Below are 13,829 nucleotides of genomic sequence, written 5' to 3' on the forward strand. Positions count from 1 at the left end.
CGGCGGCGGGTTCCGCGGCCGCGGCCGCGGTGGGCGCGGCAACACCGCCGGGGCGTTCGGGCGCCCGGGCGGCGCACCGCGTCGTGGCCGCAAGTCGAAGCGGCAGAAGCGCCAGGAATACGACTCGATGCAGGCGCCCTCCGCAGGCGGTGTCAGGCTTCCGCGCGGCAACGGCGAAACCATCCGGCTCGCCCGCGGCGCGTCGCTGTCGGACTTCGCGGACAAGATCGACGCGAACCCCGCAGCACTCGTGCAGGCGTTGTTCAACCTCGGCGAGATGGTGACGGCGACCGCGTCGGTGGCGGACGAGACGCTGGAGCTGCTCGGCTCCGAGATGAACTACGTCGTCCAGGTCGTCAGCCCCGAGGACGAGGATCGCGAGCTGCTCGACAGCTTCGACCTCACCTTCGGGGAGGACGCGGGCACCGACGAGGACCTCGAACAGCGTCCCCCGGTGGTCACCGTCATGGGCCACGTCGACCACGGCAAGACGCGGCTGCTCGACACGATCCGCAAGGCCAACGTGGGTGAGGGCGAGGCCGGCGGCATCACCCAGCACATCGGCGCCTACCAGGTGGAGACCCACCTGGAGGGCAACGACCGCGTCATCACCTTCATCGACACCCCGGGCCACGAAGCGTTCACCGCCATGCGTGCCCGCGGTGCGCAGGCCACCGACATCGCGATCATCGTGGTGGCGGCGGACGACGGTGTCATGCCGCAGACGGTCGAGGCGATCAACCACGCCCAGGCCGCGGAGGTGCCCATCGTCGTCGCGGTCAACAAGATCGACAAGGAGGGCGCGGACCCGGCCAAGATCCGCGGCCAGATGACCGAGTACGGGCTGATTCCGGAGGAGTACGGCGGCGACAGCATGTTCGTCGACATCTCCGCCAAGCAGGGCCTGAACATCGACGAGCTGCTTGAGGCCGTGCTGCTGACGGCGGACGCGTCGCTGGACCTGCGGGCCAACCCGCACATGGACGCCCAGGGTGTCGCGATCGAGGCGCACCTGGACCGCGGCCGCGGCCCGGTGGCCACCGTGCTCATCAAGCGTGGAACGCTGCGCGTCGGCGACTCGATCGTCGCCGGCGACGCCTACGGCCGCGTGCGCCGCATGGTCGACGAGAACGGCGACGACGTCGCCGAGGCGTTGCCGTCGCGTCCGGTCCAGGTGGTGGGCTTCACCTCCGTGCCGGGTGCCGGCGACAACCTGCTGGTGGTCGATGAGGACCGCGTGGCCCGGCAGATCGCCGACAAGCGCAACGCGCGCAAGCGCAATGCTCTCGCCGCGCGCGGCCGCAAGCGCATCAGCCTCGAGGATCTGGATTCGGCGCTCAAGGAGCACAGCCAGCTCAACCTGATCATCAAGGGCGACAACTCGGGCACCGTTGAGGCGCTCGAGGAGGCACTGCTCGGTATCGAGATCGACGACGAGGTGCAGCTGCGGGTCATCGACCGCGGCGTGGGCGCGGTGACGGAGACCAACGTCAACCTCGCCGCCGCCTCGGATGCGGTGATCCTCGGATTCAACGTGCGCGCAGAGGGCAAGGCCACCGAGCTGGCCAACCGCGAGGGCGTGGATATCCGGTACTACTCGGTCATCTACCAGGCGATCGACGAGATCGAATCGGCGCTCAAGGGCATGCTCAAGCCGGTGTACGAGGAAGTCGAGCTGGGCAAGGCGGAGATCCGCGCGATCTTCAAGTCGTCCAAGGTCGGCAACATCGCGGGTTGCATGGTCACCGAGGGCAGCGTGCGCCGCAACGGCAAGGCCAGGCTGGTCCGCGACGGGGCGGTGGTCTCGGAGAACGTCACCATCCAGTCGTTGCGGCGTGAGAAGGACGACGCCACCGAGGTCCGCGACGGGTTCGAATGCGGCATGACGCTGTCGTACTCGGACATCAAGGTGGGCGATATCATCGACACCTACGAGCTTCGGGAGAAGCCGCGCGACTGATCGGCGGTAGAGCACGGGACCGGTGCGGGTGGCGCGAGGCGCGGCACCCGCACCGGTGCGTTCCCGGGCGGGGCCCGGTCGACCGCCGACGGCGTCGGCGTAGTGCTTTCGTCGCGCCCGGAGTGGAACATCAAGGACCCGGAGTGGAACATCAAGGACACCGCGGTCGCGGCGGCGGACAGTGCCGCCGGCGTTCCGGCGGTGCAGGTTTTCAGCGCAGGAAGGGTGAGGGTGATGGCAGATCACGCACGTGCCAGGAGGCTGGCGAAGAGGATCGGCGCGATCGTGGCCACTGCGATCCAACACGAGGTGAAGGACCCGCAGCTCGAATACGTCACCATCACCGACACGCGGGTCACCAACGACCTGCACGACGCGACCGTCTACTTCACCGTGCGCGGTGAGTCGGTGGACGCGGAGCCCGACGTGCAGGCGGCCACCGAGGCTCTGGAACGGGCGAAGGGGCAGCTGCGCACGCTCGTGGGTGCAGGCACAGGTGTGCGATTCACCCCCACGCTGTCGTTCGTGGCGGACACGGTCCCGGACACCGCCCGGCGCATGGAGGAGCTGCTTGCGCGGGCGCGTGAGGCCGACGAGGCGGTGGCGCGCGGCGCGGTCGGTGCGCGCCCGGCCGGTGACGCCGACCCGTACCGCCGCACCGTCGGCGAAGACGCCGAAGACGCCGCGGACGGCGCCGGCCCGGCCGGCGACGCGGGCTGAGCCGTGTGCTCGGAGGTGGCGCGGCCGGTGGGGGCCGACGACGCGGCGCGCTTGCTGCGCTCGGCGTCCTCCGTCACGGTGCTCTCGCACGTCAACCCGGATGCGGACACGATCGGCAGCGCGCTGGCGCTGGCGGTCGCGCTCGAGCGTGCCGGAACACCGGTGCGCGCGTCATTCCCGGCGCCCCACCGGCTGCCCCGGTCGTTGACACTGCTCCCCGGGACGCACCTGCTGTGCCCGCCGGAGGAGGTCCCCGCGGATAGCGCGGTGGCGGTGGCGGTCGATTGCAGCAGCAGCGACCGCCTCGGTGAACTCGCCGGTGTGCTCGACTCGTCCGGCACCGCGCTCGTGGTCGACCATCACAGCACGAATACGGGATTCGGCGACGTCGCGGTGGTCGACCCGCAGGCCCAGTCGACCACCGTCATCGTCGAACGGATCCTGCGCGCGTGGGGCACGCCGGTGGATGCCGACATCGCCCAGTGCCTCTACGCCGGGCTCGTCACCGACACGGGTGGCCTGCGGCGGGCCGACACCGCTTCGCTGCGCCTGACCGCCGACCTGCTGGAGACCGGGTTCGACGGCCCTGCGTTGCTGCGGGGCCTGATGGACTCGCACCCGTTCGCCTGGCTGCCGATGCTCGGCACGGTTCTGGCCCGCGCGCGCCTGGATCCGGAGGCGGTGGGCGGTCGCGGCATGGTCCACACGGCGATCCACCTCGAGGACGCCCGCGGTGTGGAATGGGAAGAGGTGGAAAGCGTCATCGACATCGTGCGCACCAGCGACGAGGCCGAGGTCGCCGTGGTGCTCAAGGAACGGCCGTCGAACGACGATGCCCCGCGCGGCCTGTGGTCCGTGTCCCTCCGGTCCCGGGGGACGGTCGACGTCGCCACGGTGGCGCGGGGACTGGGCGGGGGCGGACACCGTGCGGCCGCGGGCTATCCGGCGGCGGGCTCGCAGGACGACGTCCTGGCGGAACTGCGTGCAGCCCTCGGCCGATGAGCCCGACGCCGCGGGCGCATCGCCGACCACGGATGTGCACAGCGGCGGAGTCGCCGGCGGCGTGACCGAGCGCGGCCCCGGCCGAGTCACCGTCCGCCGGTTCCTCGCTCTCGCTCTGCCGGCGCTCGGCGTGCTGGCGGCCGAGCCGCTGTACCTTCTGCTGGACGTGGCGGTGGTGGGCAGGCTGGGAGCGGACGCGCTGGCCGGGCTCGCGCTGGGCGCGCTGGTACTGAGCGTCGTGGGCAGTCAGCTGACGTTCCTGAGCTACGGCACCACGGCGCGGGCGGCGCGCCTGTACGGCGCGGGCGACCGCGCGGGGGCCGTGGGGGAGGGCGTGCAGGCCACGTGGCTGGCAGTCGGCGTCGGCGTGGTCCTGGCCGCCGCGGTGTTCGCGTTGGAAGGGCCGCTGCTGCGGCTGCTGGCCGGAGACGCCGCCCTCGCCGGCGACGCGGTGCTGTGGCTGCGGATCGCCATCCTGGGCGTGCCGGCGATCCTCGTGTCCATGGCCGGAAACGGCTGGATGCGCGGGGTGGAGGACACCGTCCGGCCGCTCGTGTGCGTGGTCGCCGGGTTCGCGGTCTCCGCGGTGCTGTGTCCCCTGCTCGTGTTCGGCGCAGCCGGGATGCCGGATCTGGGGCTGGCCGGTTCGGCCGTGGCCAACCTGGTCGGGCAGACGGTGGCGGCCGCAGCATTCCTGGTCCTGCTGTTGCGGGAACGGCGGGTGGTGGGCATCGGTCTGCTTCCGCGGTGGACGGTGATGCGCGCGCAGGCGGGCATGGCGCGCGACCTCATCCTGCGCAGCCTCGGCTTCCAGGCCTGCTTCCTGTCCGCGGCGGCCGTAGCGGCGCGGTTCGGCGCACCGTCGCTCGCGGCCCACCAGGTGGTGCTGCAACTGTGGAACTTCCTCACGCTCGTCCTCGACTCGCTGGCCATCGCGGCGCAGGCGCTGGTGGGCGCGGCGCTCGGCGGCGGCCGCGTGGCGGGCGCCCGTGCGCTCGCCTGGCGAATCACACGCTGGTCGGCGTTGCTTTCGGTGCTGTTGGCCGCACTGTTCGCGGCGGGGTACTCGGCGGTGCCGGCGGTGTTCACGGACGACCCCGCGGTGCTCGGCCCGATCGGGGACGTGTGGTGGCTGTTCGTGGCTCTCATCCCGCTGGGCGGCGTCGTCTTCGCGCTCGACGGCGTGCTGCTCGGCGCCGGGGACGCGCGGTTCCTACGCACGGCCACGCTCCTCGGCGCGCTGGGCGGCTTCCTGCCGATCATCTGGGCCTCCCTCGCTTGGGACTGGGGCCTGCGCGGCATATGGTGTGGGCTGGTGGCATTTCTGGTGGTGCGGCTCGGCGCGGTCGTGGCCCGGGCGGCGTCGGGCAGGTGGGCGGTGCCCGGAACGGCCCCGGCGTAGCCCGCCGGGGCAGATGCCGCCGACCGGGGCGGGGACGCGCATGCGTATCGGGGCGGTCGCGGCGCATCGCACACGAGACTTGAAGCATGGTGAACGGAGGAGGACGCGTGGGGCGTTTGCTCGCGGTCAGTGATCTGCACGTGGGCCACCGGGGCAACAGGCAGGTGACGGACGGGCTCCGGCCCGGTACGGACGACGATTGGCTCATCGTCGCCGGCGACGTGGCCGAGCGCACCGACGAGGTGGCCGAAACCCTCGGGTTGTTGGCGGGCAGGTTCGCCAAGGTCATCTGGACGCCCGGCAACCACGAGCTGTGGACCACCGCCAAGGACCCGGTACAGCTGCACGGGGTGGACCTGTACGAGCGGCTGGTGCGCGACTGCCGGGAGATCGGCGTCGTGACCCCCGAGGACCCGTATCCGGTGTGGGAGGGCGACGGCGGACCGGTCACGGTCGTGCCGATGTTCCTGCTCTACGACTACAGCTGGCTGCCCACCGGTGCGGCGGACAAGACGGCGGGGCTCGCGGAAGGCCGTGAACGCGGCGTGGTCGCCACCGACGAATTCCTGCTCTCGCCGCAGCCGTACGCCACCCGGGAGGCCTGGTGCGCGGCGCGTGTGCGCGAGACGAGGCGCCGCCTCGACGCGCTGGACCCGGAACTGCCGACGATCCTGGTCAATCACTTTCCGCTGGTGCGCGAGCCCACGCACGTTCTCATGCACCCCGAGTTCGCCATGTGGTGCGGCACCGATGAGACAGCGGATTGGCATCGGCGCTACCGGGCGGTGTGCACGGTCTACGGGCACCTGCACATTCCGCGCACCACATACTACGACGGCGTGCGGTTCGAGGAGGTGTCGGTGGGGTACCCGCGAGAATGGCGCCGGCGCGGCCTGCAGGAGCCGGTCCTGCGTCAGATCCTCCCTGAACCGCAGTACGGCCCCGGCGACCTCAACAAGTGGGGCGGCCACTTTCCGGTCAGTGCGCGCCAGGAGGCCGAGTTCGAGCGGCTCAAGGCGAGGCTGCGCGGATGATCGACGCGATCCTGCCGGGGGGAGTCGAGGCCGCCGAGCTGTTCGCGGACCCGCCGGACGTCACACTGTTCCCCGAGGAGGAGCAGCAGATCTCACGCGCCGTGGCACGCCGCCGCGCCGAGTACGCGAGCGTCCGCCACTGCGCTCGCACGGCCATGGGGCGGCTCGGCGTGGAGCCCGTCGCCCTGCCCAAGGAAGACAAGGGCGCGCCGCGCTGGCCGCGGGGCATCGTCGGCAGTATGACGCACACGTCCGGGTATCGCGCCGCCGCACTGGGGTTCGCGCTGCAGGTGCGGTCGGTGGGCATCGACGCGGAACAGAACGGTCCGCTGCCGGACGGGGTCCTCGCGTCGGTGAGCCTGCCCGCGGAGCGGGACCGCATCGAGCGTGACTCCGGCACGGTCCCGCAGGTCCGGCTGGACAGGCTGCTCTTCAGCGCCAAGGAGGCCACGTACAAGGCGTGGTACCCGCTGACCCGGCGGTGGCTCGGGTTCGAGGACGCCGACATCACCGTCGCGGCCGACGCTCAGGCCGTCGAGGGCGGCGCCGTGACGGGGACCTTCCGCTCGCGCATCCTCGTGCCGGGGCACACCGTCGACGGGGGACGGCTCGACACGCTCGACGGGCGGTGGATCGCGGCCGATGGGCTGGTGGTCACCGCCGTCGTCGTGGTGTAATTCTGCGCTGTGTCCAAGCGTGGGAAATCTCAGGCGAGTCTGGCCGACGCCGGGCTCGTCATCGTCGACAAACCCGAGGGGGCGACGAGTCACGACGTGGTGGCGCGGTGCCGCAAGGCGTTCACCACGCGTCGCGTAGGCCATGCGGGAACGTTGGACCCGATGGCGACGGGCGTGCTCGTCATCGGGATCGAGCGCGCCACCAAGCTGCTCGGCCTGCTGGCGCTCGCCACCAAGTCCTACACCGCCACCATCCGGCTGGGCTATGCGACGAGTACGGACGATGCGACCGGTGACCGCGTGGGCGGCGCGCCGGCACACGGCGTGGGCGGCGCCGACTACGAGTCCGCGGCACAGCGGTTGCGGGGGACGATCCAGCAGGTCCCCTCCAGCGTGTCTGCCATCAAGATCGGCGGGCGGCGGGCGCACGCGCTGATCCGGGACGGCGCGGACGTCTCCATCCCCGCCCGGCAGGTGACGGTGCAGCGCTTCGATATCGTCGCCGAGCGCCGCAGCGGCGACGTGCTGGACCTCGATGTGGAGGTGGACTGCAGCTCCGGGACCTACGTGCGCGCACTGGCCCGCGATCTTGGTGCCGCGCTGGGCGTGGGCGGGCACCTCACCGCGCTGCGGCGCACCCGGGTGGGGCCGTTCCGCGTCGAGGACGCGCGCCCGCTCGCCGACGTCCAGGCCACGCCGTCGATCGGGCTCGGCATGGACGACGCCGTCCGCACGGCCTTCCCCCTGCGCGACATCTCGGCGGCGGAGTCCGAATCGATCAGCCAGGGGCGGTGGCTCGAGCCGGTGGGGATGAAGGGCACCTACGGGGTGGTCGACCCGGACGGACGCGTGATCGCGCTGGTCAAGGAGAGCGGGCGGCGCGCCGCCTCGGTGATGGTGGTGCGCCCGGCGACGCTGCGGTGACCGTGATGCTGCGGTGACCGGCCCGGGCCGAGTTATCGGGACGGGTGCGGATCCGCCGGTTGCTGCACCAGCCAGATCGCGTCGGCCGCAGGGCGGCCCAGCTCGACGGTGCGGCCGGCGCCCGCGTCGCCGGGGCCGTGCACCCGCACGGAGATCGTGCCGGCGAAGTCGCGGTGTTCGAGGACCCGGAGCACGACGCCGGGCGCGATGCCGAGCCCGTCGAAGTAGCGGAGCATGTCGGGGTGCTCGTCGGAGATGCGGGTGATCGACCCCGACGCGCCGCCGGCCAGGTCCGTCAGCCGCAGGCCGGGGATTCGCGGCAGGGTTCCGTCCGCCCGGGGGATGGGGTCGCCGTGCGGGTCGCGCTCGGGATGCCCCAGCTTGGCGTCGATGCGGGAGACCAGCAGATCCGACACCGCGTGTTCGAGCACCTCGGCCTCGTCGTGCACCTCCGCCCAACTGTAGTCGAGCTCGCGCACCAGGAACGTCTCGATCAGCCGGTGGCGGCGGACCATCGCCAGCGCCGCGGCGCGGCCGGCGGACGTCAGCGTGATCGCGCCGTAGCGCACGTGGTCCACCAGATGTTGGTCGGCGAGTCTGCGCACCGTCTCCGACACCGTCGACGCCGCGGATCCCAACCGCTCGGCGAGCAGCTTCGTGGACATCGGCTCGTCGTCCCATTCGGTGGCCGTCCAGATGACCTTCAGGTAGTCCTGTGCCACGGGCGTGAGGGCCTCGACGCGCGCCCGCGCGGCGGGGTCGGCGGGAGCGGGTGCATTGGCGTCGTCGGTCATCGGAGTCGAGCCTATGCGGTGGCGGCGCGCGTGCCCACTGCAGGCCGCAGGAGCGGCGGTCGCGGCCCGACGTAGGATTCGTGCCGTGTTGAAGTGGCGAGGACTCGACGACATCCCCGCGGACTGGGGCCGCTGCGTGGTCACGATCGGCGTGTTCGACGGAGTGCACCGCGGGCACCGCGAGCTGATCGGCGCCGCCGTGGAGGCGGCGCGGCGGCGCGGCATCCGTTCGGTGCTGATGACGTTCGACCCGCACCCGTCCGAGGTGATCCGGCCCGGCAGCCACCCCGCACAGTTGAGCACCCTGGCCCGCCGCGCCGAACTGGCGGGCGAGCTCGGCATCGACGTGTTCTTCGTGCTGCCGTTCAACCAGGAGCTCTCGAAGCTGTCGCCCGAGCGCTTCGTGCACGAGCTGCTGGTGGAGCGCCTGCACGTCGCCGAGGTCGTGGTGGGGGACAACTTCGGGTTCGGGCACAAGGCGGCGGGCGACACCGCGGCGCTCACCGAGCTCGGCGAGCGCTTCGGGTTCACCGTCCGTGGCGTGCCGCTGCTCTCGGAGGACGAGGTGACGGTGTCGTCGACGTACGTGCGCTCGTGCGTGGCGGCGGGCGACGTGGAGGCCGCGCGTGCGGCGCTGGGGCGCCCGCACCGGGTCGAGGGCGTGGTGGTGCGCGGGCAGCGGCGCGGACGCGACCTGGGCTATCCGACGGCGAACGTCGACAGCGCCCCCTTCACCGCGATCCCCGCCGACGGCGTGTACGCCGCGTGGTTCACCCGGTACGGCTACGACACCGGCGGTGACGCGCTCGCGGCCGGCGTCCCCTACCCTGCCGCGGTGTCGGTGGGGACCAACCCCACCTTTTCGGGGCAGGTCCGGACGGTCGAAGCCTTCGTCCTGGACAAGGACGTCGACCTGTACGGCCAGCACGTCGCCGTCGACTTCGTCGCGCGGATCCGCCCGATGGAGCCGTTCGACTCGGTCGAGACGCTCATCGAGGCGATGGGCGGCGACGTGGAACGTGCGCGCACGGCGCTCGCCGCCGACGGCGCCCCGGGGTAGGCGGGAGAGCGGGCTGAGCGGTCCGGCGTGCCGGATGGGGCAGGCCGGCGCGGTGGTAGACTCCCACGCTGGCGTGGCTGCGGTTCGCGGTGGCTGCGCCGCCGGACCGTGCGTGGGGTCCCGGATCGCCCAGGCCGGAGGCAGGGGAGTGCGGGGACGTCGCGGCAGTCCGGCCTCACGTGCGCGGACCATAGTGATCAGGAGCATCTCCGTGGCATTGACCACCGATGAGAAGAAGCAGGTCCTTACCGAGTACGGCCTGCACGGGACGGACACCGGGTCGCCGGAGGCGCAGGTCGCGTTGCTGACCAAGCGCATCGTCGGGCTCACCGAGCACCTCAAGGAGCACAAGCACGACCACCATTCGCGTCGTGGCCTGCTCCTGCTGGTCGGCCGCCGTCGCCGCCTGCTCAAGTACCTCCAGCAGGTGGACATCAACCGGTACCGCTCGCTGATCGAGCGCCTGGGGCTGCGTCGCTGAGCCGCCCCGGCCGGATCGTGTAGGCCGCGGGCCCGTCGCCGCATGGTGGCGGGCCCGCGGTCGTGCGCGCCGTCCCCGGCGCGCCGTCCCCCCCGCAGAGGCGTCGGTGGTAACGTCGGACCAGGTTCGGCCGGTTTCCGGCACGTGCCGCGTCCGGGTCCGTCCCACCAGGCACGCCTGATCGCGGAATTTCCGCCGTCAGCAGTCGGTGGCGGAGTCGGTCGGTCCGGTTCGCCGGAATCCGGATCACCCGGTTCCGGCAACAGCCGGTGCCGGGTATGCGGCGAACGGACCCGGAAGTTGTGGCCGCTCGATGACGAGTCGGCCTGGATACGCTACGAGCCGACGACAATTTCATCGACCGAATACTGACCAACAGCGCTGACGCCGACCGGGCAGCCCGGCCGCACGGTCCCCACGGGGAGCGGGCGGTGGCGGATGCCCGCCGCGGGGAGGGATTCTCCGCGGCACGGCGCACACCGGCTTTCCGGTTCGCCGGATCCGACCGGTTCGCGTGCGGCTGGTCCTCGGTAGTGGCCGCCGGAAGCGACGCATCGCGCGCCGGGCACGGGCCGGGCACCCGCTGCCCGCCCCCCGGAATGCGCGCAGCACCCTCCGACGGCTTCGATCGACGACCTCCGCTCCGACCGCACCGGGTGCTCGGGATCCGACGTACGGCATCCGGCACGCAGCATCCGGCGGCGCAAGCGCAGCATCCTGTCCACCGCACGCATAGAGCCGGCGGGCGGACACCACACGAGAAGAGAGTTCATGAGCGAAAACGATTACCTCGATGAGGGCGTGTACGAGGCGACCGCCGTCATCGACAACGGGTCCTTCGGCACCCGCACCATCCGCTTCGAGACGGGTCGGCTGGCCAAGCAGGCCGCCGGCTCGGTCGTGGCGTACCTGGACGAGGAAACGATGCTGCTGTCGGCCACCACGGCCTCCAAGCAGCCCAAGGACAACCTCGACTTCTTCCCGCTCACCGTGGACGTCGAGGAGCGGATGTACGCCGCGGGCCGCATCCCCGGCTCGTTCTTCCGCCGCGAGGGCCGCCCGTCCACGGACGCGATCCTCACCTGCCGTCTGATCGACCGCCCGCTGCGCCCCACCTTCACCGAAGGTCTGCGCAACGAGATCCAGGTCGTCATCACGGTGATGAGCCTGAACCCGCAGGACCAGTACGACGTGGTCGCCATCAACGCCGCGTCCGCGTCGACGCAGATCGCGGGCCTGCCGTTCTCCGGCCCGGTGGGCGGCGTGCGCGTCGCGCTCGTGACCTCCGAGGCCAACCCGGCCGGACAGTGGGTCGCGTTCCCCACCGTCGAGCAGCTCGGGAGCTCCGTGTTCAACATGGTGGTCGCGGGCCGCATCGTCACGCCCGCCAGCGGGTCCACCCCGGCGGACGTCGCGATCATGATGGTCGAGGCCGGCGCCAGCGACCACGCGATCAGCCAGATCGAGGCGGGCGCGCAGGCGCCCAACGAGTCGGTCGTCGCCCAGGGGCTCGAGGCGGCCAAGCCGTTCATCGCCGAACTGTGCCGCGCCCAGCAGGAGCTCGCGACGTCGGCGGCCAAGCCCACCGGCGACTACCCGCTGTTCCCCGCGTACCAGGACGATGTCTTCGCCGCAGTGGAGACCGCCGCTGCGGACAAGCTGTCGCAGGCGCTGACCATCGCCGGCAAGCAGGAGCGCGACGACCGCACCGACGAGATCAAGGCGGAGCTGCTCGAGGCCGTCGGCCCGCAGTTCGAGGGCCGCGAGAAGGAGATCGGCGCCGCGTTCCGGTCGCTCACCAAGCAGCTGGTGCGCCGCCGGATCATCACCGACCACTTCCGCATCGACGGCCGCGGCATCACCGACATCCGTTCGCTGTCCGCCGAGGTGGCCGTGGTGCCGCGGGCGCACGGCAGCGCGCTGTTCGAGCGCGGCGAGACGCAGATCATGGGCGTCACCACGCTGGACATGGTCAAGATGGCCCAGCAGATCGACTCGCTGGGGCCGGAGAAGTCCAAGCGGTACATGCACCACTACAACTTCCCGCCGTACTCCACCGGTGAGACCGGACGGGTCGGCTCGCCCAAGCGCCGTGAGATCGGTCACGGCGCGCTCGCCGAGCGGGCGCTGATCCCGGTGCTGCCCAGCGTCGAGGAGTTCCCCTACGCCATCCGCCAGGTCTCAGAGGCGCTCGGTTCCAACGGGTCCACGTCCATGGGCTCTGTGTGCGCGTCCACGCTCGGCCTGTTCAACGCGGGCGTGCCGCTGAAGGCACCGGTCGCGGGCATCGCGATGGGCCTGGTGTCCGACGCGGTCGACGGCGAAACTCGTTACGTGGCGCTCACGGACATCCTCGGCGCCGAGGATGCCTTCGGCGACATGGACTTCAAGGTCGCGGGCACCAAGGACTTCGTCACCGCCCTGCAGTTGGACACCAAGCTCGACGGCATCCCGTCGCAGGTGCTGGCGGGTGCGCTGACCCAGGCCAAGGACGCGCGCCTGACCATTCTGGACGTCATGGCCGAGGCCATCGACGGCCCGGACGAGATGAGCCCCTACGCGCCGCGCGTCACCACGGTCAAGGTCCCGGTGGACAAGATCGGCGAGGTGATCGGGCCCAAGGGCAAGATGATCAACTCGATCACCGAGGAGACCGGCGCCAACATCTCCATCGAGGACGACGGCACGGTGTACGTGGGCGCCGCGGACGGCCCGTCGGCGGAGGCGGCGATCGACAAGATCAACGCGATCGCCAACCCGCAGCTGCCCAAGGTGGGCGAACGCTTCCTCGGCACTGTGGTGAAGACCACCGCGTTCGGCGCGTTCGTCTCGCTGCTGCCGGGGCGCGACGGCCTCGTGCACATCTCCAAGCTCGGCCAGGGCAAGCGCGTGAACAAGGTCGAGGACGTGGTGAACGTGGGCACCAAGATCCGCGTGGAGATCGCCGACATCGACAACCGCGGCAAGATCAGCCTCGTCCCCGTGGATGAGAACGACGCCGATCAGCCGGCCGACGCGGCGACAGCGGAGGCCTCCGCTGAGTAGCACGATGACAGACGCCCTGAGGGGCCTCCCGGGCGATGACCGGGAGGCCCCTCAGGGCGTTCGGCGAACGGTCCTGCCGTCCGGTTTGCGCGTGGTCACCGAACGGCTGCCCGGCGTCCGCTCCGCTGCGGTGGGGCTGTGGGTGGGGGTCGGCGCGCGGGACGAACGGCCGGACGAGGTGGGCGCGGCCCACTTCCTCGAGCATCTGCTGTTCAAACGGACGCCCACGCGCACCGCGCAGTCGGTCGCGGTGGAGATGGATGCCGTCGGCGGAGAACTCAACGCGTTCACCACCAAGGAGTACACCTGCTTCTACGCCCACGTGCTGGACGAGGACGCCGCGCTGGCCATCGACGTCGTCGCCGACATCGCGTTGCGCGGCGCATGCGACCCGGCCGACGTGGACCTCGAGCGCGAGGTGGTGCTCGAGGAGATCGCGATGCGCGAGGACGACCCGGAGGACCTCGTCGGCGACCTGCTCGTGGAGGCGGTCCTGGGCGGGCACCCCCTTGCGCGGCCGGTCATCGGCTCGGCCGAGTCGATCGAGTCGATGACCGCCGAGCGGGTCCGCGCCTTCCACGGCGAGCGGTACCGGCCGCGGTCGATGGTGCTGTCCGTCGCCGGGAACATCGACCACGACGACATCGTCCGCCGCGCCCGGGCGGCGACCGGCGGGGACGCGGCGGCGGCCGCCGCCCCGGCGCCGATCCGATCCGGCCGCGCCGCGGCG

At 71.6% G+C, this 13,829-nt stretch carries 12 protein-coding genes; 11 read left to right on the plus strand and 1 reads right to left on the minus strand.

All coding sequences use genetic code 11. The features are described from left to right. The 7 genes from infB to truB all read left to right on the plus strand — a co-directional run. Positions 1 to 1,960 (plus strand): translation initiation factor IF-2 (infB, locus tag JJ683_RS17465; protein WP_200175999.1); only part of this gene is annotated, 1,960 nt, incomplete at its 5' end. 234 nt (positions 1,961 to 2,194) lie between these two features. Then, positions 2,195 to 2,680 (plus strand): 30S ribosome-binding factor RbfA, encoded by a 486-nt coding sequence (gene rbfA / locus JJ683_RS17470; RefSeq protein WP_200176011.1) that lies wholly within the window; start codon positions 2,195 to 2,197, stop codon positions 2,678 to 2,680. A gap of 27 nt (positions 2,681 to 2,707) precedes the next feature. Then, positions 2,708 to 3,682 carry a DHH family phosphoesterase gene (locus JJ683_RS19295; RefSeq protein ID WP_307811022.1) on the plus strand — a complete coding sequence of 325 codons (975 nt, stop codon included), beginning with the start codon at positions 2,708 to 2,710 and terminating at the stop codon, positions 3,680 to 3,682. A gap of 34 nt (positions 3,683 to 3,716) precedes the next feature. After that, positions 3,717 to 5,084, plus strand: a complete 1,368-nt coding sequence (locus tag JJ683_RS17475) for an MATE family efflux transporter (protein WP_372435336.1) — start codon at positions 3,717 to 3,719, stop codon at positions 5,082 to 5,084. A gap of 107 nt (positions 5,085 to 5,191) precedes the next feature. Next, positions 5,192 to 6,118 (plus strand): metallophosphoesterase family protein, encoded by a 927-nt coding sequence (locus JJ683_RS17480; protein WP_307811023.1) that lies wholly within the window; start codon positions 5,192 to 5,194, stop codon positions 6,116 to 6,118. Then, positions 6,115 to 6,795 (plus strand): 4'-phosphopantetheinyl transferase family protein, encoded by a 681-nt coding sequence (locus JJ683_RS17485; protein WP_200176004.1) that lies wholly within the window; start codon positions 6,115 to 6,117, stop codon positions 6,793 to 6,795. The genes JJ683_RS17480 and JJ683_RS17485 overlap by 4 nt, the downstream gene beginning before the upstream one ends. Before the next feature lie 9 nt (positions 6,796 to 6,804). Continuing rightward, entirely contained in the window at positions 6,805 to 7,719 is a 915-nt protein-coding gene (gene truB, locus JJ683_RS17490; RefSeq protein ID WP_200176005.1) for a tRNA pseudouridine(55) synthase TruB, read from the plus strand. Between the two features lie 32 nt (positions 7,720 to 7,751). Here the strand turns inward: truB and JJ683_RS17495 are convergent, their stop codons facing one another. Beyond that, positions 7,752 to 8,513: a metal-dependent transcriptional regulator gene (locus JJ683_RS17495; protein WP_200176006.1), complete on the minus strand. Its 762-nt coding sequence runs from the start codon at positions 8,511 to 8,513 to the stop codon at positions 7,752 to 7,754. An 85-nt stretch (positions 8,514 to 8,598) separates the two neighbouring features. Between JJ683_RS17495 and JJ683_RS17500 the strand changes: the two genes are divergently transcribed. The 4 genes from JJ683_RS17500 to JJ683_RS17515 all read left to right on the plus strand — a co-directional run. Further along, complete coding sequence (locus tag JJ683_RS17500; RefSeq protein WP_200176007.1) at positions 8,599 to 9,573, plus strand: bifunctional riboflavin kinase/FAD synthetase; 975 nt, start codon at positions 8,599 to 8,601, stop codon at positions 9,571 to 9,573. A gap of 211 nt (positions 9,574 to 9,784) precedes the next feature. Continuing rightward, positions 9,785 to 10,054, plus strand: coding sequence for a 30S ribosomal protein S15 (rpsO, locus tag JJ683_RS19300; protein WP_182349443.1), 270 nt, complete (start codon positions 9,785 to 9,787; stop codon positions 10,052 to 10,054). 771 nt (positions 10,055 to 10,825) lie between these two features. Next, positions 10,826 to 13,099, plus strand: a complete 2,274-nt coding sequence (locus JJ683_RS17510; RefSeq protein WP_200176008.1) for a polyribonucleotide nucleotidyltransferase — start codon at positions 10,826 to 10,828, stop codon at positions 13,097 to 13,099. Between the two features lie 4 nt (positions 13,100 to 13,103). Beyond that, positions 13,104 to 13,829: M16 family metallopeptidase (locus JJ683_RS17515; RefSeq protein ID WP_200176009.1), on the plus strand; the 726-nt coding region annotated here is incomplete at its 3' end.

It is taken from the genome of Tomitella cavernea, assembly GCF_016599145.1.
Taxonomy (GTDB): Bacteria; Actinomycetota; Actinomycetes; order Mycobacteriales; family Mycobacteriaceae; genus Tomitella; species Tomitella cavernae.